The sequence below is a fragment of the Acidovorax sp. SDU_ACID1 genome, assembly GCF_045291395.1.
Taxonomy (GTDB): Bacteria; Pseudomonadota; Gammaproteobacteria; order Burkholderiales; family Burkholderiaceae_C; genus MR-S7.
Genome location: NZ_CP152342.1, coordinates 3767928 through 3788358, shown reverse-complemented (window position 1 = coordinate 3788358; position 20431 = coordinate 3767928). Strand labels below are relative to the sequence as shown.

The 20431-nt window shown below is 70.7% G+C and carries 19 protein-coding genes and 1 pseudogene; 11 read left to right on the top strand and 9 right to left on the bottom strand.

Annotation, left to right across the window (positions count from 1 at the left end; translation table 11 throughout):
* Window positions 1-25 precede the first annotated feature (25 nt).
* The gene (locus tag AAG689_RS18650; protein WP_020228718.1) at window positions 26-220 is read left to right on the top strand and encodes a DUF2905 domain-containing protein; all 195 of its coding nucleotides are present in this window, start codon (window positions 26-28) and stop codon (window positions 218-220) included.
* Here the strand turns inward: AAG689_RS18650 and AAG689_RS18645 are convergent.
* Complete coding sequence (locus AAG689_RS18645; RefSeq protein WP_406623248.1) at window positions 215-1177, bottom strand: helix-turn-helix transcriptional regulator; 963 nt, start codon at window positions 1175-1177, stop codon at window positions 215-217. The two genes, AAG689_RS18650 and AAG689_RS18645, sit on opposite strands and share 6 nt — an antisense overlap.
* 242 nt (window positions 1178-1419) lie before the next feature.
* Here AAG689_RS18645 and AAG689_RS18640 point away from each other — a divergent pair, with 242 nt between their 5' ends.
* The 7 genes from AAG689_RS18640 to AAG689_RS18610 all read left to right on the top strand — a co-directional run bounded on the left by AAG689_RS18640 (window position 1420) and on the right by AAG689_RS18610 (window position 6497).
* Window positions 1420-1866 (top strand): IPTL-CTERM sorting domain-containing protein, encoded by a 447-nt coding sequence (locus AAG689_RS18640; RefSeq protein WP_406623247.1) that lies wholly within the window; start codon window positions 1420-1422, stop codon window positions 1864-1866.
* A 54-nt stretch (window positions 1867-1920) separates the two neighbouring features.
* Window positions 1921-2214 (top strand): hypothetical protein, encoded by a 294-nt coding sequence (locus AAG689_RS18635; protein ID WP_406623246.1) that lies wholly within the window; start codon window positions 1921-1923, stop codon window positions 2212-2214.
* Window positions 2215-2305: 91 nt separating this feature from the next.
* Window positions 2306-3292 (top strand): IPTL-CTERM sorting domain-containing protein, encoded by a 987-nt coding sequence (locus tag AAG689_RS18630; protein ID WP_406623245.1) that lies wholly within the window; start codon window positions 2306-2308, stop codon window positions 3290-3292.
* Window positions 3292-4077 carry a DUF1566 domain-containing protein gene (locus tag AAG689_RS18625; protein ID WP_406623244.1) on the top strand — a complete coding sequence of 262 codons (786 nt, stop codon included), beginning with the start codon at window positions 3292-3294 and terminating at the stop codon, window positions 4075-4077. Before AAG689_RS18630 ends, AAG689_RS18625 begins: the two co-directional genes overlap by 1 nt.
* 23 nt (window positions 4078-4100) lie before the next feature.
* On the top strand, window positions 4101-5054 hold the full coding sequence (locus AAG689_RS18620) for an IPTL-CTERM sorting domain-containing protein (RefSeq protein ID WP_406623243.1): 954 nt from the start codon (window positions 4101-4103) through the stop codon (window positions 5052-5054).
* Complete coding sequence (locus AAG689_RS18615) at window positions 5051-5383, top strand: hypothetical protein (protein WP_406623242.1); 333 nt, start codon at window positions 5051-5053, stop codon at window positions 5381-5383. The genes AAG689_RS18620 and AAG689_RS18615 overlap by 4 nt, the downstream gene beginning before the upstream one ends.
* 151 nt (window positions 5384-5534) lie before the next feature.
* On the top strand, window positions 5535-6497 hold the full coding sequence (locus AAG689_RS18610; RefSeq protein ID WP_406626374.1) for an ROK family protein: 963 nt from the start codon (window positions 5535-5537) through the stop codon (window positions 6495-6497).
* A 43-nt stretch (window positions 6498-6540) separates the two neighbouring features.
* Here AAG689_RS18610 and otsA read toward each other — a convergent pair whose 3' ends face one another.
* The 3 genes and pseudogenes from otsA to otsB form a co-directional block, all read right to left on the bottom strand.
* Complete coding sequence (otsA, locus tag AAG689_RS18605) at window positions 6541-7923, bottom strand: alpha,alpha-trehalose-phosphate synthase (UDP-forming) (RefSeq protein ID WP_406623241.1); 1383 nt, start codon at window positions 7921-7923, stop codon at window positions 6541-6543.
* Window positions 7923-9726, bottom strand: a pseudogene (locus AAG689_RS18600) (glycoside hydrolase family 15 protein). The gene otsA and the pseudogene AAG689_RS18600 overlap by 1 nt, the downstream one beginning before the upstream one ends.
* Entirely contained in the window at window positions 9723-10487 is a 765-nt protein-coding gene (gene otsB, locus AAG689_RS18595) for a trehalose-phosphatase (RefSeq protein ID WP_406623240.1), read from the bottom strand. Before otsB ends, AAG689_RS18600 begins: the two are co-directional and overlap by 4 nt.
* A 100-nt stretch (window positions 10488-10587) precedes the next feature.
* Between otsB and trxC the strand changes: the two genes are divergently transcribed.
* The gene (gene trxC / locus AAG689_RS18590) at window positions 10588-11022 is read left to right on the top strand and encodes a thioredoxin TrxC (RefSeq protein ID WP_020226447.1); all 435 of its coding nucleotides are present in this window, start codon (window positions 10588-10590) and stop codon (window positions 11020-11022) included.
* A gap of 1 nt (window position 11023) precedes the next feature.
* On the opposite strand, the gene AAG689_RS18585 is transcribed toward trxC, so the two are convergent.
* Window positions 11024-12265 (bottom strand): multifunctional CCA addition/repair protein, encoded by a 1242-nt coding sequence (locus AAG689_RS18585; RefSeq protein ID WP_406623239.1) that lies wholly within the window; start codon window positions 12263-12265, stop codon window positions 11024-11026.
* Window positions 12266-12288: 23 nt separating this feature from the next.
* Here AAG689_RS18585 and AAG689_RS18580 point away from each other — a divergent pair, with 23 nt between their 5' ends.
* Window positions 12289-13491 carry an amidohydrolase family protein gene (locus tag AAG689_RS18580; RefSeq protein ID WP_406623238.1) on the top strand — a complete coding sequence of 401 codons (1203 nt, stop codon included), beginning with the start codon at window positions 12289-12291 and terminating at the stop codon, window positions 13489-13491.
* Here AAG689_RS18580 and AAG689_RS18575 read toward each other — a convergent pair.
* Window positions 13488-14171: a glutathione S-transferase family protein gene (locus AAG689_RS18575; RefSeq protein ID WP_406623237.1), complete on the bottom strand. Its 684-nt coding sequence runs from the start codon at window positions 14169-14171 to the stop codon at window positions 13488-13490. The genes AAG689_RS18580 and AAG689_RS18575 overlap by 4 nt on opposite strands.
* A gap of 171 nt (window positions 14172-14342) precedes the next feature.
* Window positions 14343-14915 (bottom strand): 5-formyltetrahydrofolate cyclo-ligase, encoded by a 573-nt coding sequence (locus tag AAG689_RS18570; protein WP_020226454.1) that lies wholly within the window; start codon window positions 14913-14915, stop codon window positions 14343-14345.
* Window positions 14916-14929: 14 nt separating this feature from the next.
* Between AAG689_RS18570 and AAG689_RS18565 the strand changes: the two genes are divergently transcribed.
* The gene (locus AAG689_RS18565; protein WP_406623236.1) at window positions 14930-16915 is read left to right on the top strand and encodes a transglycosylase SLT domain-containing protein; all 1986 of its coding nucleotides are present in this window, start codon (window positions 14930-14932) and stop codon (window positions 16913-16915) included.
* Window positions 16916-16990: 75 nt separating this feature from the next.
* Here the strand turns inward: AAG689_RS18565 and AAG689_RS18560 are convergent, their stop codons facing one another.
* On the bottom strand, window positions 16991-17671 hold the full coding sequence (locus tag AAG689_RS18560) for a Fe2+-dependent dioxygenase (protein WP_406623235.1): 681 nt from the start codon (window positions 17669-17671) through the stop codon (window positions 16991-16993).
* A 347-nt stretch (window positions 17672-18018) separates the two neighbouring features.
* Entirely contained in the window at window positions 18019-20382 is a 2364-nt protein-coding gene (locus AAG689_RS18555; RefSeq protein ID WP_406623234.1) for a catecholate siderophore receptor Fiu, read from the bottom strand.
* Window positions 20383-20431: the final 49 nt, after the last annotated feature.

Sequence of the window (20431 nt, the reverse complement as noted above, 5' to 3'; positions counted from 1 at the left end):
GGCGGGGCATCCTACACTTGGCCCCATGCTGCGCTGGCTCATCGTCGTCTTCCTCGCCCTGGTGCTCATCAACGGGCTCACGCCCTGGCTGCGCCGCCTGGGGCTGGGCCGGCTGCCGGGGGATTTCCACTTCCGCCTGTTCGGACGCGACTGGTTCATTCCGCTGGCCAGCACGGTGCTGCTGAGCTTCCTGCTCAGCCTGCTGGTCAAATGGCTATGACTGCGGCGCGCAGGCGCGCGACTCGGTGGGCGTCATGCCGTAGCGGCGGCGAAAGCTGCGGTTGAAGTACGACAGGTCGCCGAAGCCCGCGTCCAGTGCGATGTCGCTGACCGTGCGGCGGCGTAGGCGCGGGTCGGCCAGCAAGCGACGGGCCAGCGCCAGCCGCTGCGCCAGCACCAGCGCGGTGAAGGTCTCGCCGGCTTCCTCCAGTAGCATCTGCAGGTAGCGCGGCGTCACGCCCTGGCGGCGCGCCACGCCCGCCACGGACAGCTGCGGATCGGTGAGGTGTGCGGCGATGTCCTGCTGCACCGCCGCCAGCCGCGCGGCACGCCCGCCCCGGCCGCGCGCCTGGTGCGCCGCATCGCCCGTGGCGCCGGCCAGCAGCGCGGCCAGGTCGTGCATGTGCAGCACGGCGGCGCGGCGCAGGCCGGGTGTGGCCAGGGCGTCGTGGTCGCGCAGCAGGTAGGCATAGCGCATCAGCAGCGCTGCCGCCGGGTGCGCGCGTTGCGGGCGCAGCAGGGCTGCGTCCACGTCGATCGACATGGATTCGAGCAGCGACCGGCTCAGCAGCACGCCGCACAGATGGGCTGGCGAGGGCGCCACCAGCAGGTGCCGGCCTGGAGACGAGAACACCGCGTCGCCCGATTCCAGCCCGCATTCGCGCCCCTGTCCGTGCAGCTGCAGCTGCAGGCGGCCTACGGGCACGCCCATCAGCATGACGGCATCGTCCGCGCCGCTGGCGGGGTGGATGCAGCGCGTGGGCGTGGTGTGGCCGATGTTGACGAGCATGCCGTCGATGGAGGTCAGCGAGCCTTCCATCGCCAGCGGGTGGCCGTGCAGCGGCTCCACCTGAATGCCGGAGAGGAACTGCGTGAACTCGTCCTGGAAGGCCCGCAGCTCCCGCTGCCCACGGATGGGCGGGCTGCGCAGCCATCGGGTGCGATGCGAACTGCCCATGGCCGGAAGATGGCTGTGTTCGTTCAAGCGGACCTCCGTCGTGACTTCCCTTACCCGGGGCAGTGTAGAGGCGTTGCGGCAGTTCGCTGTAGGCGTAGTCCGACTTCGCGCCTGACCAAGAAAAGAACGCAGCGCCCGCCTATCGTGGTGGCCAGTGCGCAGGAGTCTTGCGCCACTGCGGCTGCCCATCCATCAGGTGCTGGTAGCCGATTCGACATCAGAACCTCGGAGGAACCTTGCCGATGCGCCGTCAATCCGCCGACCGCCCCGTCGGACAGCCCTCCCTTTCGCGCCGCGCGCGCATCGCCCTGGCCGGCGCCGCTCCGGCCGAGAAGGAGGTGCTGGCTGACTTGTACGCCGGCACCCACGGCGCCAATTGGCTCGATCAAGATGGCTGGTACGGCGCGACCTTGTGTCCCAATTTCTTGCACACGCCCTCGCCCAACGACGGCGCCTGGAACACCGCCACCATCGCCATCACGCCCGATCCTGGCCGGGTGACGGATGCGATCGACAGCAATTGCGGCGGCATGCAGGCGGCGGGCGGCTTCCTCACCGGCCCGTTCACCGTCGACTGCGTGGCGACGCCCGCGCCCACGCTGGGCGAATGCGCGCTGGCGCTGTCCGGTCTGGCCGCCGCCGGGTTGGGCGCGCATCGCCTGCGCCGTGTTCGAATGCTATTGGATTGATAGCTGTTATCGGAATCCCATCAAGCGCTACAGGCCAATTCCATCCATAGACCCATGCCCCATCACCTCAAGGAGCCTCCAGCCGTGCCCTCCTTCCCATTGCCTTCTTTCCTGCGCATGCGTGCCGCTATGGCCGCCTGCGTCCTCGCCGTCAGCGCCGTGCCCGCCCTGTCCGCCATCCCGGCCGTCGAACGCCAGGCGCTCATCAACCTCTACGACAGCACCACGGGCGACGGCTGGCTCAACAACACCGGCTGGAAGACCGGCGGCGCCTTCAGCGCCCCCGGCACCGAATGCACCTGGCGCGGCGTGACCTGCGATGCGGGGGGAACCGCGTCATCGGGCTGAACCTGAACGAGAACAACCCCGTCGGTCCGCTGCCGCCGTCGCTGTTCAGCACGCTGACGGCGCTGCAAACCTTCACCGCCATCACCGGGGGTTGAACGGCACGCTGCCCAGCCTCGGCAGCCTGACTGCGCTACGCACGTTCAGCATCCAGTACCAGGACATGGGCGGGCCCATTCCCGCCCTCGCAGGGCTGAGCCAGTTGGAATCGTTCTCCCTCAACAACAACCATTTCACCGGCACCCTCCCCAGCCTCACGGGCCTGACGTCGCTGCGCTTCTTCAGCGTTTCCCACAACGAACTCGTGGGCCCCATCCCCAGCCTGGACGGGCTGACGGCGCTGCAAGCCTTTGGCGTGCAGAGCAACCGCCTCAGCGGCCCGCCGCCCGTGCCGCCCGCCTCGTTGGCAGCGGGCGGCTCCAGCCTGTGCCCCAACCTGCTGCACCCCTCGTCGCCCGATGACGCGGCCTGGGACACCGCCACCGGCGCCACGCCCTGGGCTTTCACGTGCACCCGCGGCTACCTGGTGAGCACCAGCGCGGGAACCGGAGGCAGCATCAGCCCGCCGCAAGGCGTGCAGGCGGGGCAGACGGCTACCCTGACCCTCACGCCCGATTCCAACTACGAGATCAGCAGCGTGACCACCAGCGGCTGCACCGGCGGCACGCTGGACGCCAACGCCGGCACCTACACCACCGGCGCGGTCAACGCCGATTGCTATGTGTCCGCCTGGTTTCGCGCAGCGGCGGGCACCATCGTGCCGTCCGTATTCTGGAGCCCGTCCCTGAGCGGCTCCGCAAGCTGTACCCCCGCCCAGCCGGGCCAGGCCTCTACCTGCGTTGCCTCGCCCGCCGCGGGCTTCAGGCTGGTGGACATCGAAGGCTGCGACGGCGCGCTCGCCACCACCAGCCCCTACACAACTGGCCCGCTGCAAGCGGCATGCACGGTGACGGTGAGGTTCGAGGCCATCACCACCCCCGCCATCGCGCCAGTGCCTACGCTCGGGCAGTGGGCGCTGGTGGCGCTGGGCCTGCTGGTGAGCGGGCTGGGCATGCGGCGCATGCCGCAAAGGGGCCAGTGATGCCCAAGCTGTACGCCATGCCCTCTGCTGCGGCGCGCTGGCTGGCGGCCCTGGCCCTGCTGACCCCGTACGCTGGCGCCCAGCCCACGCAGCCGCTCAACGACACCGGTCAGGCGCAGTGCCACGACGGCGCCGCGCTGGCGGCCTGCGCCATCGCCAACACTGGCAGCGCCGCCGCGTATCCAGGCCAGGACGGGCGCTTCGGCCGCGATGCCGCCTATGTCCATGGCTCTCCCGTGCCCAAGACCGGTGGCGGCGCGGCGGGTTTCGACTTCAGCGCGCTCGATGCCGGTGGCAACGCCACTGCGCCTGGCGGCCACGACTGCGTGAGGGACAACGCCACCGGCCTGACGTGGGAGGTCAAGCAGAACGGCGGCACCAGCCAGTTGCGCTACGAGGGCCACCTCTACACCTGGTACGACAGCAGCGCGAGCCACCCGGGCAGCCAGAGCAGTCAGACCGGCCTTGCCTGCCATGGAACGCTGCCCGGCAACCTGTGCAACACCCAGGCCTATGTGAACGCCGTCAACGCCGCCGGGCTGTGCGGCAAGACGGACTGGCGCCTGCCCACGCGGCGGGAGCTGCTGTCCATCGTTCACTACGGCGCCCACGACCCTGCCATCGACACCGCGTATTTTCCCTCCACCGCCCCGTACTGGTGGACCTCGGACAGCTATGCGCCCGATCCGCTCCACGCGTGGTCCGTCAACTTCACCACCGGCAACTCCAGTGCCGGCGAAAAGACCGATGTCTTCTCGATTCGCCTCGTGCGAAGCGGCCCGTGACGCTCTCCTTCCTCGCATGCACCATGAAGAACATTGCCACCTTCCGCATCGCTGGATTCTTGGCCGCCACGCTGCTGGCGTCCGCATGGGCCGCGCCCTTCACCGATAACGGCGACGGCACCGTGACCGACGCGGCCACGAGCCTGGTGTGGGACCGCTGCGCATGGGATCAGACAGGGGCCGGCTGCTCCGGCAACCCCACCCCGCTCACTTGGGCGCAGGCGCTGGCCGCCGCTCAAGCGGCCAATGCCGGCAGCCACAAGGGCCATAGCGACTGGCGGCTGCCCAACATCAAGGAGCTGGAATCCCTGGTGAGGATCGATGGCGCGGTGGGGCCGTACGTCGATGCTGTGTTTTCCAACCACCCGCCTCCCGGCAGCCCGTCTGTCACCTTCTGGTCGTCCACCCACTTAGCGCACTCTTCCGTCGCCGCGTTCTACGTCGGCTTTGGCAGCGGCAGCGTCGGCTACGGCGCCAAATTCGTCTCTTTGGGAGTCCGCTTGGTGCGCGGCGGGCAATCCCTGGCAGCCTTCGATGCGCTGGGCGACACCACGGCGCCCGCCCTCGCCGCCGCTCCCACGATCGTGCCCGGTGCCGACGGAGCCACGGCTGGCGCCAGTCTGGCGGCGACCGAAGACGCTGCCGGCTACTGGCAGGTGCTGCCCGCCGGCACCGCCGCGCCGGCCGCTGCCGCGCTGCTCGCCTCAGGTGCGCCGATAACCCTGACCGCCAACGCGCTTGCCGCCATCCCCATCGCTGGTCTGGCGCCTGGATCTGCCTACGTATTCCACTTCATCGCCCGCGACGCTGCGGGCAATGCCAGCGGCGTGTTCAGCACGCCGTTCGCCGTCCCCAGTGCGCTTGCGTCCATCCCCACGCTGAGCGAATGGACCCTGGTGCTGTTGGCGGTGCTGATGGCGGCTCTGGGCCTGCGCGGGCTGCGCTCGCGCGGCGCTCAAATTCCTGCGCGGCCATGACCTCTCCCCCTGCCGACATGCTGAGCTCGGCCGCACCGCCCCGCACCTGGCGGTCGGCGTACCTGCGCGCGCTGACATGGGCCTTCATGCTGCTGACGGCCGCGCGACTGGCGGCTTACGCGCCCACGGTGTGGGCCATCGTGCTGATGCGCGACTCGCGCCAGCATTCGCTGTGGACCTGGCTGATCTGGGTGGGCGCCAACGCGACCATGGCTGCGTGGATGTATGAGCACAACGGCCATCGCATCGACAAGGCGATAGGGGTGTGCATCGCCAACGCGCTCGCCTGCCTGCTGACTGCGGGGGTGATCCTGTGGTTCCGGTTCTGACGCACCGCCGCAGGCTTGTGGTCCTTGGGGCCTCCAGCGCTTATGAGGCAAGCACAAGCAGCTATTCTTTTTTTTGAAAAGCCCTTGTCCTGCACCGCCCGCACGGGCCGTGCGCGATGATGGGCGCATGTCGCAGCTTCCCGATTCCCATGTGCTGGCCGGCGTGGACATCGGCGGCACCAAGGTCGCCGTGTGCCTGGCCGCCTTCTCCGATGCAGATGCTCCCCCGATGCTGCTCGCGCGCCTTGCCGAGCCCACGGTGAAGACCGGCGCGCCCGACGCGCTCGCGCGCCAGGTGCTGCGCCTGCTGGACGCGGCCTGCGCTGAACGCGGCCTGGGGCGCGGCGACGTGGCGGCGGTGGGTGTTGCATCGTGTGGGCCGTTCGTGCGCGTGGACGGCAGGGTGGAGGTCAGCAACCCCAACATCTGCGGCGGCCTGGCCGGCGCGGCGCGCGGCCTGGACAACGACTGGACGCGCGTGCCGCTGCAGGCGCCGCTCGCGCAGGCGCTGGGCGCGCACGTGCACATCGCCAACGACGCCGTGGCCGCGCTGCAGGCCGAGCGTCGCTGGGGCGCGTTGCGCGGCGCGACCGACTGCGCCTACGTGACCTGGAGCACCGGCATCGGCGTGGGCCTGTGCGTGGACGGGCGCGTGCTGCAGGGCAAGAACGGCAACGCGGGGCATGCGGGGCATTCCTTCGTGGGCGACGTGGCGGGCGAGCCCGCGGTGTGCGGCTGCGGCAACCGGGGCGACGTGGAGTCGCTGGTCGCGGGCAACGCGCTCCCGCGCCGGCTGGGCGTGGATGCGCCGGCGCTGCTGCGGGCGGCGGGCGCGGGGGATGCGGCGGCCCTCCATGAAGTGCGGGGGCTGTGCGTGCTCATGGGGAGGTTGCTCTACAACCTGGTGGCCACGCTCGACCTGCGGCGCATCAGCCTGGGCGGAGCGGTGTTCCTGCACCACGAGGCGCTGCTGCTGCCGCTGCTGCGCCAGGAGCTGGCGCGCTACTTTCCCGCGCTGACCGAGGGCGTGGAACTGGTGCGCGCAGGGCTGGGCGACCGCGTGGGCGATTACGCGGCGCTGGCGCTGCTCGGTGCGGATATTCAAAAAGAATAGCTGCTCGCGCTTGCTGGATAAGCGCTGGAGGCCGATTTGGCTTCTATTCCTGTTCTTCCCCTTCCAGCGCGCGCAGGAAGTTGCGCCGCCACCAGTGCACGTCGTGCTCGCTGATGCACGCCATCAGCCGCTGGTGCCGCGCCTGCCGCTCCGCTAAGGGCATGCGCAGCGCGGTCTGGATGGCTTCGGCCATGCCCTGCGTGTCGTAGGGGTTGACCAGCAGCGCGTCGCGCAGCTGCTCGGCCGCGCCGGCGAAGCGCGAGAGCACGAGCACGCCGGGGTCTTCGGGGTTTTGCGAGACCACGTATTCCTTGGCCACCAGGTTCATGCCGTCGCGCAGCGGCGTGACCAGCCCCACGCGCGACGCGCGGCACAGGCCGGGCACGCGCTTGCGCGCCACGGTGCGGTGGATGTAGCGCAGCGGCATCCAGTCCAGGTCGCCGAAGTCGCCGTTGATGGCGCCGCACAGGCCTTCCAGCTCCTGGCGCAGGTCGGCGTAGGCGTTCACGTCGTCACGGCTGGGCGAGGCGATCATCACCAGCGTGGCGCTGTGGGCGTTCTCGGGGTAGCGCTCCAGCAGCTGGCGGAAGGCCCGCACGCGGTGCGGGATGCCCTTGGAATAGTCCAGCCGGTCGATGCCCAGCAGCAGCTGGCGGCGCGAGTATTCGGCGCGCATTTCCTCATAGGTCTGCATGGCGTCGGGGGCGCGCCCCAGGCGATGGAATTCCTCCACGTCGATGCCGATGGGGAACGCCGCCACGCGCACCGTGGCGTTGAACGCGCGCAGGCGCTGGGCGCCCAGGTCCTGCGCGCCGGCCTCCACGGTCATGTAGCGCGTGAAGTGGGCCACGTCGGCCTCGCTTTGCAGGCCCACGAGGTCGTAGGCGAAGAACGAGCGCATCAGCCACTCGTGCTGCGGCAGCGCGGCCAGCACCAGCGGCGGCGGCACGGGAATGTGCAGGAAGAAGCCGATGCGCTGGCGGCAGCCCAGCGCGCGCAGCTCGGCGGCCAGCGGGATCAGGTGGTAGTCGTGCACCCAGATCACGTCGTCCTCGCGCAGCAGCGGCAGCAGCTTGTGCGCGAACATGCGGTTCACGCGGCGGTAGCCGTCCAGGTAGCCGGAGGAGAAGTCGGCCAGGTCGAGCCGGTAGTGGAACACGGGCCACAGCACGCTGTTGGCGTAGCCGTGGTAGTAGGCGGCATGGTCTTCGGCGCAGAGGTTGACGCTGGCCAGCGTGACGCGGCCGGCCTGGCGGGTCTGCAGCTCGCCTTCGCCGGGCGTGCCGTGCGCAGCGACGGTGCCGCTCCAGCCGAACCACAGCCCGCCGGTGCGGCTGAGCGTGTCGCCCAGCGCCACGGCCAGGCCGCCGGCGGCGGGCTTGCGCGGGTCGGCCAGGCGGTTGGAGACGACGACGAGGCGGCCCATCAGATCACGCTGTCCCAGGGGGCCGACAGGCGCATGGCGGCGTTGATGATGCCCACCATCGAATACGTCTGCGGGAAGTTGCCCCACATCTCGCCGGTGGTGGCGTGCGTGTCTTCCGACAGCAGGCCCAGCGGGTTGCGCACGGCCAGCATGGCCTCGAAGATCTCGCGCGCCTGCTCGCGCCGGCCGGTGCGGGCCAGCGCGTCGATGCGCCAGAAGGTGCAGATGTTGAACGAGGTTTCGGGCTTGCCGAAATCGTCCGCCGCCTCGTAGCGGCGCATGTAGGGGCCGTCGCACAGCGAGCGCTCCATGGCGTCCAGCGTGTCCACGAAGCGCGGGTCGGTGGGGTGGATCAGCCCGACCTCGGCCATGAGCAGCACGCTGGCGTCCAGCTCGCTGCCGCCGAAGCTCTCGGCGAACGCGCGGCGCTGAGGGTTCCAGGAGCGCTCCAGGATCTCGGCGCGCATGCGGCGCGCGTGGCCGTGCCAGTGGGCGGCGCGCTCGGGCAGGGCCAGCGCCTCGGCGATCTTGGCCAGGCGGTCGCAGGCGGCCCAGCTCATGAGGGCAGACGAGGTGTGGATGCGCGCGCGCGTGCGCAGCTCCCACATGCCCGCGTCGGGCTGGCCGTAGACCTGCACGGCGAGCTGGCCGATCTGTTCCAGCCGCTCGAACTCGGCGGGCCCGGCCGGGTGCAGCAGGCGCCGGTCGTGGAAGGCCTGGGCCGCGCCCAGCACGATGTTGCCGTACACGTCGTGCTGGAAGTGCTCGGCCGCCTGGTTGCCCACGCGCACCGGGCCCATGCCACGGTAGCCGGGCAGGTGTTCCACGATGCTCTCGGGCAGCTCGCGCTCCAGCCCGATGCCGTAGAGCGGCTGGATGTGGCCGCTGCCCGCCTCCACCACCACGTTGCCGAGCCAGCGCAGGTAGTCCTCCATGGTGCCGATCTCGGACAGGCTGTTGAGCGCACGCACCACGAAGAACGCATCGCGCAGCCAGCAGTAGCGGTAGTCCCAGTTGCGGCCGCTGTGCGCCGCCTCGGGGATGCTCGTGGTCATGGCGGCGACGATGGCGCCCGTGTCCTCGAACAGCGACATCTTCAGCGTGACGGCCGCGCGGATCACTGCGTCCTGCCACTCCAGCGGCAGGTGCAGGCGCTGCGTCCAGCGCTTCCAGTAGGCGATGGTCTCCTGCTCGTAGTGGCGCGCGGTGTCGGCGATGCCGGTGGGCAGCGACTCGTCGGCGCCCAGCAGGAAGCTGTGCTCGCGGCCCACCACGAAGGGCTGGCCCGAGAGCACGTAGGTCACCGGCGCGTCGGTGTTCAGGCGCACCGTGAGCGCGGGGCCTACGTAGCGCACGTGGTTGCTGCCGCGCGTGATGGCGGGCGCGCTCGCCCCAGTCGTAGCGCACGTTCAGCAGCACGCGGATGCGCGGCGAGCCGCGCACCGGGCGGATGCGGCGCACCAGCATCACCGGCCGGAAGAGGCGCGAGCGCGCGAAGAAGCGCGGCGCGAAGTCGGTCACCTCCAGGCAGTTGCCGTGGGTGTCGGTCAGGCGCGTGCGCAGCACGGCGGTGTTCGGCTCGTACCACTGCTCGCTGCTGGCGAAGTCCTCCAGCGCGATGGCGAAGCGGCTGCCCTCCTCGCCAGGGTGCAGCAGCGCGTTGAACACCGGATCGCCGTCGAAGCGCGGCAGGCAGCACCAGACCACGGTGGCCCGCTGGTCCACCAGCGCGCTGATGGTGCAGTTGCCGATCATGCCCAGTGCGAGCGAGTGCTGCGCGCCGGTGTCTTGCGTACTGCTCATGGATGGCACTCCCCGGCCAGGGCCGGCGCCTGCTGCGCCAGCGCTTGCGCGGCCAGGCGCAACCAGGCGCGCACCTCGGCCGGCGAGCCCAGGCGCGCCTGCGCCTGCGTGGGACCGTCGCCCACCTTGATACCTACGCCGCCCAGGGCCTGCACGGCGGTGAAGCCGGCCTCGTCCGTCACGTCGTCGCCGATGAACAGCGGCACGCGGCCGGCGAACGGCGGCTGGCGCATGAAGTCCGCGATCGCGCGGCCCTTGCTCGGGCCGGCGGGCTTGGCCTCCAGCACGCACTTGCCTTGCAGCAGCTCCATGCCCGGGGCCTGGTGCAGTGCATCGTGCATGGCCTGCAGGCACAGCGCCTGCAGGTGCGGCGCGCGCCGGTAGTGCAGGGCGACGCCGGCGCTCTTGACTTCCACCAGCAGGTCGGGGTGCTGCGCCACCAGGGGGCGCAGCACGTCCAGCAGGGGCGCCAGCGGCGGCGCAGGCAGGCTGCCCGCGCGGCCGTTGCCCAGACGGTACTGCGCGCCGTGCTCGCATGCCACGGGCAGGCGCAGCGGGCACAGGTAGCGGTCGATGTCGGCCATGGTGCGGCCGGTGACGATGGCCAGCGCGCCGTGCAGTGCGGCATGCAGCGCCTGCAGGCCTTGCGGCACTTCGGGCAGCACGTGGATGGCGTGGGGTTGTGCGGCAAGGTCGGCGAGTGTGCCGTCGAAGTCCAGGAACAGCGCGTGCCGCGGCGTCAAAAGCGGAGGGGTATGCATCGCAGGCCACCATACCCCCCATCGCACGCGGCCGGTGTAGGCCGGGGGCGCGCGGTAGCGTCGGTATTGAAAAAGGGCCTTGGGCGCCGCATCTGGCGGCATGAGCGAAGCACTGCACATCGTCTGCCCCCATTGCCATACCACCAACCGCGTGCAGGCCGCGCAGCTCGGCAGCGCGCCCGACTGCGGCCAGTGCCACCGGCCCCTGTTCACGGGCGAGCCGCTGGCGTTGGACGCCGCCAGTTTCGACAAACACGTGGGCCGCAACCACGTGCCCGTGCTGGTGGACTTCTGGGCCCCCTGGTGCGGCCCCTGCCGGCAGATGGCCCCGGCCTTCGCCCAGGCCGCGCGCGAATTGGAGCCGCAGGTGCGGCTGGCCAAGCTCGACACCGAAGCGCAGCCGCAGATCGCGGGGCGCTACGGTATCCGCAGCATTCCCACCATGATCCTTTTCAAGGGCGGCAAGGAGGCGGCGCGCGTCTCCGGCGCCATGGGCGCGGCCGACATCGCGCGCTGGGTGCGCTCAGTTCCCTGATTCAGCCGCCGCGCAGCCACTGCGCCAGGGCGTCCTCGCGCGCGCGGCGTATCCATTCGCCCACCTGCGGCCCCCGCACTCCCGCGGCAGCGGCGCGCGCGGCCACCTCGGCCGTGGGCAGGGCCAGCGCGGCCTGCAGCGCCGCCGCCAGCCGCCCGCGCGGCGGGTAGGGCGCCTCCTCGAAACCCAGCCGACCGCGCGCGTCGCACTCGCAGGCCAGCAGCACGTCGGCGAAGCGCGCGGGCTTGCGCAGCGCGTCGCAGCGCTCCAGCAATCGCAGCAAGGCGGCGGCGCCCAGGTCGCCGCTGCGGTGGATGTTGCCGTGCTCGCGGGCCACCACGTCGGCCGTCTCGCGGCAGTCCACGGGCACGCGCAGGCGCTCGGCCACGCCCTTGAGCAGCTTGGAGCTGCGCTGCTCGTGGCCGATGTGGCGCGGCAGCACGTCGGCCGGCGTGGTGCCCTTGCCAAGGTCGTGCGTCAGGCAGGCGAAGCGCACGGCCAGCGGCGCGGCCAGGCGCGCAGACATGTCCAGCACCATCATGAGGTGCACGCCGGTATCCACCTCGGGGTGGTATTCGGCGCGCTGCGGCACGCCCCACAGGCGCTCCACCTCGGGCAGCAGCACGGCAAGCGCGCCGCACGCGCGCAGCACCTCGAACATGCGCGAGGGCTTGTCCTCCATGAGGCCGCGTGCCAGCTCCTGCCACACGCGCTCGGGCACGAGGTGGTCGGCCTCGCCGGCTTCGACCATCGCGCGCATCAGCGCCAGCGTCTCGGGCGCCACCGTGAAATCGGTGAACCGCGCGGCGAAGCGCGCCACGCGCAAGATGCGCACCGGGTCTTCGCGGAAGGCATCGGTCACGTGGCGCAGCACGCGCGCCTGCAGGTCGCGTGTGCCGTGGTATGGATCAAAAACGGCTCCAGCACCCGTCCAGTCAGCGGGAGCAGCTATCGCATTGATAGTGAGGTCGCGTCGCGCCAGGTCTTCCTCCAGCGTCACGTCCGGCGAGGCCTGCACCACGAAGCCGCGGTAGCCGCGTCCGCTCTTGCGTTCGGTGCGCGCCAGCGCGTATTCCTCGCGCGTCTCGGGGTGCAGGAAGACGGGGAAGTCGCGGCCCACGGGCAGGTAGCCCTGCGCGGCCATGTGCTCGGGCGTGGCGCCGACGACGACCCAGTCGTGGTCGTGGACGGGCCGGCCCAGCAGGCGGTCGCGCACGGCGCCGCCAACCATGTAGATTTGCATGCGTCCAAGTGTAGAGAGAACGCATGCCCATGCAGCCACCGTCCGACCTGTTGATCTGCAACGTCCGCCCCCTGGGCGGAGCGCCTGCCGACGTGCTCTTGCGCGCGGGCTGCATCGCCGCCGTCGGCCCCGCGCTGGCCGCACCCGCGGGCTGCGCAGTGGAGGAGGGCGGCGGCGCGCTGCTGCTGCCCGGCCTGGTGGAGAGCCACACGCACCTGGACAAGACGATGTGGGGCATGGACTGGTACCGCAACGAGGTTGGCCCGCGCCTCACCGACAAGATCGACAACGAGCGCGCCTGGCGCGCCGCCAGCGGGCACGACGCGGGCGCGCAGTCGCTCGCGCTGGCCCGGGCCTTCCTGGCGCGCGGCGCCACGTGCGTGCGCACGCACGTGGACGTAGACACGCAGGCCGGCCTGCGCCATGTGGAGGGCGTGCTGCGCACGCGCGCCGCGCTGCAGGCGGTGCAACGCATCCAGGTGGTGGCGTTTCCGCAGTCCGGCCTGCTGGGCCGCCCCGGCACGGCCGAGCTGCTGGAGGCGGCGCTGGCCGCCGGGGCCGACGTGCTGGGCGGGCTGGACCCGTGCGCCATCGACGGCGACCCGGTGCGCTCGCTGGACACCCTGTTCGCCATCTCCGAGCGGCGCGGAGTGCCGCTGGACATCCACCTGCACGAGCCGGGCGCCATGGGGGCGTTCTCGCTCGGGCTGGTCCTGGAGCGCACCGCCGCGCTGGGCCTGCAGGGGCGGGTGGCGGTCAGCCACGGCTTCTGCCTGGGCGACGTGCCCGAGGCCGAAGGCCGCGCGCTGCTGGAGCGCATGGCGCGCCTGGGCGTGGCGCTGGTCACCAGTGCGCCGCCGTCGCGGCCCGTGCCGCCGCTGAAGATGTGCCTGGAGGCCGGCGTGGTGGTAGCGGGCGGCAACGACGGCATCCGCGACGCCTGGACGCCCTACGGCAGCCCCGACATGCTGGAGCGCGCCATGTTCATCGGCCTGCGCCACAACCTGCGCCGCGACGACGAGATCGCGCTGGCGCTCGGCTGCGTGACGCAGGCCGGCGCGCAGGCCTGCGGCTTCTCGGATTACGGCCTGGCGCCCGGCTGCCGGGCCGACCTGGTGCTGGTGGATGCGCAGGCCGTGGCCCACGCGGTGGTGGCGCGGCCCGTGCGCAGGCTGGTGGTGTCGGGCGGGCGCATCGTGGCGCGTGGTGGCGAATTGATCGTTTAACGCCCCAGCCGGTAAGGCTCCTCGAATTCGCGGAAGTCGGCTTCGGCCAGCGCGCCATCGATCCACGCCTTCACGCCGGGCAGCGCCTGCACGCGCTGCACGTAGGCGGCGATGGGTTCCGGCAGCGGCAGCGCGTAGGTGGCCAGGCGCATGCAGACCGGGGCGTAGAACGCGTCGGCGATGGTGAAGGCGCCGAACAGCATGGGGCCGCCGTGCTGCTCCAGCAGCTCGCTCCACATCTGCACCAGGCGCTGCACGTCGGCGCGCACGCCGGCCTGGTCGCGCCAGAGCAGGGCGCCCACCTCGGGCAGGCGCGCCTCGATGTTCATCGGGCAGTGGCTGCGCAGCGCGGTGAAGCCGCTGTGCATCTCGGCCGTGACGCTGCGTGCGCGGGCGCGCGCGGCCTTGTCCTGTGGCCACAGGTGCTTGTCGGGGTGCGCCTCTGCCACGTATTCGGCGATCGCTAGGCTGTCCCACACGCTCACGCCGCCATCGACCAGCACTGGCACCTTGGCCGTGGGAGACACGGCCTGGAGCTGGCGCTTGAATTGCGAGCCGGCGTCGAAGCTGTCGAAGCGCACGGGCACTTCCTCGAAGGCGATGCCTGCCTGGCGCAGCAGCACCCAGGGGCGCATGGACCACGACGAATAGTTCTTGTTGCCGATGTAGAGCTGGAGCATGGTGAGCCTTTTTTGGTGGAGCAAGGTATGCGTTACATGCAGCACTGAAGGCGGGCGCGGCCCAGGCGCGGGTAGCCGCGCAAGGGCCGCCCCGCCGCGCTGGCTGCGTCCTCCCTCCCACGCGGAGCGTGAGAGAGGGGGAAGACGCGAAGCGTCTCAGGGGAGTGTTCCTCATACGGGCCAGACGACGCCGTTGTCGTTGAGGATGGCGTCGAGCGGCAGGTCGTGCGGCTCGGGCTCGAAGTCGTCCAGGTAGCCCACGGTGTAGCCCAGCCCCACGGTGGCCGGGCGCGGCTGCAGGCTGGCCAGCGTGCGGTCGTAGAAGCCGCCGCCATAGCCCAGGCGGTAGCCGCCAGGGCCGTAGCCCACGCAGGGCACGAAGAGCAGGGTGGGCACGATCAGCTCCGTGTCCTTGGGCTTGGGGATGCCGTAGGCGTCTTCCTCCATGGGGCAGCCGGGGTACCAGGCGTGGAAGGTGAGGGTCTTGTGCGCCTTGTTCACTACGGGCAGGCCGATGCGGCGGCGCTGGGGCTCGTCGAGCAACTCGCCGTCTTCCTTCCAGCGGTGCAGGGCGGGCAGGGGGTCGAACTCGCCCTTGATGGGCCAGTAGGCGCCGATCACGGTGTCGCTCTGGTTCAGCAGCCACAGGCGCATCACGCGCTGCAGCGCGTCGGCCCGCTGCAGACGGTCGGGCAGGTTCAGGCGCTCTTCTACCAGTGCGCGACGCAGGGCTGCTTTGTCCATTACATAATTCCCGGATGCAATTGCTGCCGAAGATTTTGACACCGCTCGTCGCTGCCGCGGCGATCGCCCTGGCAGCGCCGCTGGCCATGGCGCAAAACCGCGGCGACGAGGCCCTGCTGGAGATGCGCCAGGCCTTCCGCAAGAGCGACCGGCCCAAGCTCGCCGGGCTACTGCCCGCCGCGCGCGGCCATGTGCTGGAGCCCTGGGCCGCCTACTGGGAACTGCGCGCGCGGCTGGAGGAGGCGCAGCCTGCCGAGGTCGAGGCCTTCCTGCGCCGCTGGGCCGGCACCTACCAGGAGGACCGGCTGCGCAACGACTGGCTGCTGCTGCTCGGCCAGCGCCGCGAGTGGGACCGGTTCGCTGAGGTGCACCCGCACTTTCGCATGTCGGACGACCGCGAGGTGCGCTGCTACGCGCTGGTGATCGACCAGCTCAAGGGCACCGCCGCCGAGGATGCGGGCGCCGAGGTGCTGCGCAACTGGTACGCGCTGCGCGACGTGGACGACGGCTGTTCCAACGCCGCCGCAGAGATGCTCGCCGCCAAGAAGATCAAGCCCATCGACGTGTGGCGCAAGGCGCGCCTTGCCGCGGAGGCCAACCGCCTGCGCGCCGCGCGCAAGGCGGTGGAGATCGTCGCGCCCGATGCGCTGCCGCAGCTGCGCGAGGCGCTCGACGCGCCCACCAAGTACCTCACCGGCCGCGCCACGGCCCGGGGCAAGGAGCGGCAGGAGCTGGTGGTGCTGGCCCTGGTGCGCATGGCCATGAGCGACACGGCCGGCGCCGCGCGCCTGCTCGACAGCAAGTGGGGCCCGCAGCTCTCGCCCGAGGAGCGCAACTGGCTCTGGGGCCTGATCGGCAAGCAGTCGGCCATCGCGCTGTCGCCCGATGCGCTGGGCTACTTCGGCAACGCGAGCCGCGACGCCGACCTGACCGACGACATGCTGGCCTGGAAGACGCGCGCCGCGCTGCGCGCCGGCCAGTGGAAGCTGGCCGGCCGCAGCATCGACGCCATGAGCCCCGCCGCGCGCCAGGACAGCGCCTGGACCTACTGGAGGGCGCGCGCGCTGATGTCCAACCGCCCCGGCGACGAGGACCGCGCCAACGCCCGTCGCCTGTTCGAGAGCATCGCCGGCACCACGGGCTTCTACGAGCAGCTGGCGCTGGAAGAGCTGGGCGAGCGCGTGGTGCCTCCGCCCGCGCCCGCGCCGCTGAGCGACGAGGAAAAGGCCGCCGCGCGCGCCAACCCGGGCCTGAACCGGGCGCTGTACGCCATCCTGCTGGGCCTGCGCAGCGAGGGTGTGCGCGAGTGGAACTACACCACCAACCTGCACACCCCCGGCGGCATGGGCGAGCGCGATCTGCTGGCAGCGGCCGATTTCGCCTGCCGGCAGGAGGTGTGGGACCGCTGCATCAACACCAGCGAGCGCACCAAGGGCGTGATCGACATGGCGCAGCGCTTTCCCATGCCGTTCCGCGGCGCGGTGGTGGAGCGTGCGCAGGGCATCGGGCTGGACCCGGCCTACGTCTACGGCCTGATCCGGCAGGAAAGCCGCTTCATCATGGACGCGCGCTCGGGCGTGGGCGCCTCGGGCCTCATGCAGGTCATGCCGGCCACGGCGCGCTGGACGGCGCGCAAGATCGGCCTGGCGGGCTTCACGCCGGACCAGATCTACGACCGTGACACCAACATCACCATCGGCACGGCCTACCTCAAGCTGGCGCTGGACGACTTCGACGGCTCCATGCCGCTGGCCGCCGCCGCCTACAACGCCGGGCCGGGCCGCCCGCGCAACTGGCGCAACGGGCCGGTGATCGACGCGGCCATCTGGGCGGAGAACGTGCCCTTCACCGAGACGCGCGACTACGTGAAGAAGGTGCTGGCCAACACGGTGAACTACGCGGCCATCCTCACGGGGCAGCCGCAGTCGCTCAAGAGCCGGCTGGGCCTCGTCGGCCCGCGCGACGCGGGGCGCCCGGAGCCCAACAAGGATTTGCCCTGACGCTATCGAATAAGGAGCTGCTGGCGCTCGCTGCATAAGCGCCAGGGGCCGATTCGGCTTGGATCCAGGCGCCGCCTACACCTCGGCCCACAGGCGCAGCAGGTTGTGGTAGTGCCCCGTCAGCGTGACCGTCTCGGGCGTTTCGCCCAGGCGCGCGCGCAGCTGCTGGATGGCCTGGTCCATCTCGAACAGCATGGCGCGGCGCGCGTCGTCGCGCACCATGCTCTGCGACCAGAAGAACGAGCACACGCGCTCGCCGCGCGTGACGGGCTCCACGCGGTGCAGGCTGGTGGCGGGGTAGACGATCAGGTCGCCCGCGGGCAGCTTGACCTCGTGCGTGCCGTAGGCGTCCACCACCACCAGCTCGCCGCCGTCGTAGTCCTCGGGGTCGCAGAGGAACAGCGTGCTCGACACGTCGGTGCGCAGCCACCCGGGCGCGCCCGGCACGCGGCGCACCGAGCCGTCCACGTGCAGGCCGTAGGTCTCGCCGCCCGCGTAGCGGTTGAAGAGCGGCGGCGCCGTGCGCGAGGGCAGCGCCGCGGCGAAGAAGACCGGGTTGGCTGCGAGGGCCTGCAGGATCACCTGGCCCTGCGCGATCGCCACGGGCGAGATGTCGGGCAACTGCCGGTTGCGCTTGACCTGCGCGCCTTGGCTGCCGGCGGTGGCGCGGCCGTCCACCCAGTCGGCGGCGTCGATGGCGGCGCGCATCTGGCGCACCTGCTCGCGCGTGAGCACCTGGGGGATGTGCAGCATCATGGTGGAAGCTCCTCAATGAAAAAGCCCCGGCGCAGGGCGCGTCATCCAATAATTCCCCACGCGCTGGCCCCGCAAGGGGGATGGATGCGCGAAGCGCGGCGCAGCCAATAGCCGCAGCTATTGGCAAGCCGTGCGACAAAGCAGACGCCCCATTGCGGGGCCAGCCCGAAGGGGGCATGCGGGCGGCGCATTGCGTCGTTGCGGCTCGCTTGTGGAGCAGAGCTACACGGCACTCACCTCGCCTAGCACTGCACCGCCCGGATGCCCCTCGCGTGGTGAATTATTGGATGACGCGCCCTGGGCCGGGGCGCAAGCTTAACGCCCGCGCGCGGGCGCCCTTGGAAAGGTCAGAAGCGGAAGTTCGCCGTCACGCGCGCCGAGCGCGGGATGCCGGGGAAGTAGCGGTAGCCGCTCTTGTTGATGGCCGCCACGTATTCCTTGTCGAACAGGTTGTAGACGTTGAGCTGGATGTCCACGTTCTTGTTCACCTGGTAGGAGGCCATGGCGTCGAACACCCAGAACGACTCGGTGAAGTTGGGCGTGCCCACGGCGCCGTCGGTGCCGCGCTTGAGGCCGCCCGAGTAGCGCGCGCCGCCGCCCACCGTCAGGCCGAAGGGCAGGCGGTAGGTGCTCCACAGCGAGAAGGCGTTCTTGGGTGTGTAGGTGAGCTGGTCGGAGCCGTCCGCCGCCAGGTTGGCGCCGTGCGCGATCTTGGTCTTCTGCACCGTGTAGCCGGCGCTCACGCCCCAGTCGGCCGTGATCTGGCCGGCGGCGGACAGCTCGAAGCCCTGCACGCGCTTCTTGCCGGTCTGGTCCACGGAGCCGTCGGAGGTGGAGACGATCTCGTTGTTGACCTCCGTGCGGAACACCGCGCCGGCCAGCAGCAGGCGCTTGTCGAACAGTTCCCACTTGGTGCCGATCTCGGCCGTCTTGGCCTTTTGCGGATCCACGTTGGGGCTGTTGGCGTTGTTGGCAGTGGCCGACAGCGTGAAGTTGCTGCCGCCCGGCGGCTGCTGCGACAGCGCGTAGTTCACGTAGACGCTGCCGTTGGGCGCGGGCTTGTAGAGCAGGCCGGCCTTCCAGCTCAGGATGGTGTCCGACGTCTTCAGGCCGTTGGAGGTCGTGGGCACCACCGTGCCTGCGGGGTTGGTGCCGCAGGGCTGCGTTGCCGAGGTGGCCGCGCAGACGGCCGTCTGGTAGTACTTGGTCTTGTAGTGGTCCCAGCGCAGGCCCAGGTTGGCCTGCCATTGCTCGTTGAACTTGAGCGTGTCGAAGGCGTAGAGCGCGAAGGTGTTGGTCGTGCCCTGGCTGTCGGCGCCGTTGCGCAGGTAGGCGGGCAGGGTGACGCTGGAGTCCGGGTCGTACACGCTCACGCGGCCCGGCACGGTGCCGGTGGTGGCCAGGCCGTAGTTGTTCTGCTCCTCGCGCGTGAACTCCACGCCGGTGCTCAGGTCGTGCCGCACGGAGCCCGTGGCGAAGCGGGTGCTCAGGTTGGTCTGGTTGGTCAGGATGCGGTTGACCTGGTCCTTCACGTTGATCAGGCGCGACATGGTCCAGGTGGACGGGTCGGCGGGATTGGGCGTGAGCAGCGAGCCGTCCGACCAGACGCCGGTCGTGGCGTTCTGGGAGCGGCCCGCGGCCATGAACGCCGACAGCAGGTAGTCCTGCTTGGTCTGGCCCCAGCGCGTGACGTTGCGCAGCGTGGTCGTGGGCGACAGGTCGCGCTCCAGGCGCAGCGTGGCCATGTCGGCCGTCACGTCGTCGTGGTCGGAGGCCGTGCCGTAGAAGTTGCGGCTGTTCACGCGCGCCGCGCTGTTCAGGAAGTTGCGGCGCAGCGGGTCGTTGGCGCGGTCGGGCGTGCTGTAGCCCGGCATGCCCATGGTCAGCACGCCGCCGTCGGGCACGTTGCTCTGCTTGACGTGCAGCAGGTTCACGAACACGCGGGTGTCCGTGTTCAGGCCGAAGGCGAACGAGGGCGCGATGCCCCAGCGGTCGTTCTCGATCTCGCGGCGGCCCGCCACGCCCGCGTCCTGCAGCACGGCGTTGAGGCGCAAGGCCGTGCCCTTCTCGTGGTCGAGCCCCTTGTTCCAGTCCACGGTGGAGCGCTTGTAGCTGCCGTTGCCCACGCCGATGGAGGCGCCGAAGCTGTCCACCAGCGACGGCTGCTTGGTCACCATGTTGATCGTGCCCGTGGGCGCGCTGCGGCCGTAGTCGGTGCTGGCCGGGCCCTTGGTCACCTCGACCTGCTCGGTGTTGAACACGTCGCGCGAGATGGAGCCCAGGTCGCGCACGCCGTCCACGAAGATGCTGTTCGACGTATCGAAGCCGCGCATGTAGATCGCGTCGCCCGTGCTGGTGTTGCCGTTCTCGCCCGCGTAGAAAGTGCCCGCGCCGGGCACGTTGCGCAGCGCCTCGGTGAGGGTGGTGGCGCCCTGGTCCTGCAGCACCTGCTCCTTGATGACGGAGATGGTCTGCGTGGTGTCCACCAGCGGCTGGGTGAATTTCGGCGATGCCGGCGCGGTGGGCGTGTAGCCCGCGTCGCGCGAGGACTCCACCTTGACTTCCTTCAAGGTGGGGGCGGCGGTGGAGGTCTGTGCCAGGGCGGGAGCGCCCAGTGCCATGAGTGCGGCCGCGGCCGCCATGCCGGCGGCATGCGGCCTGGCGGCCGGGGAATGCTTGCGGCTCTTGATGTATGAGATTTTGTGCGCCATGAGAGGGGCCCGTCTGAGAGGGTGCGGATGTTGGCTTGCCGCTCGGACG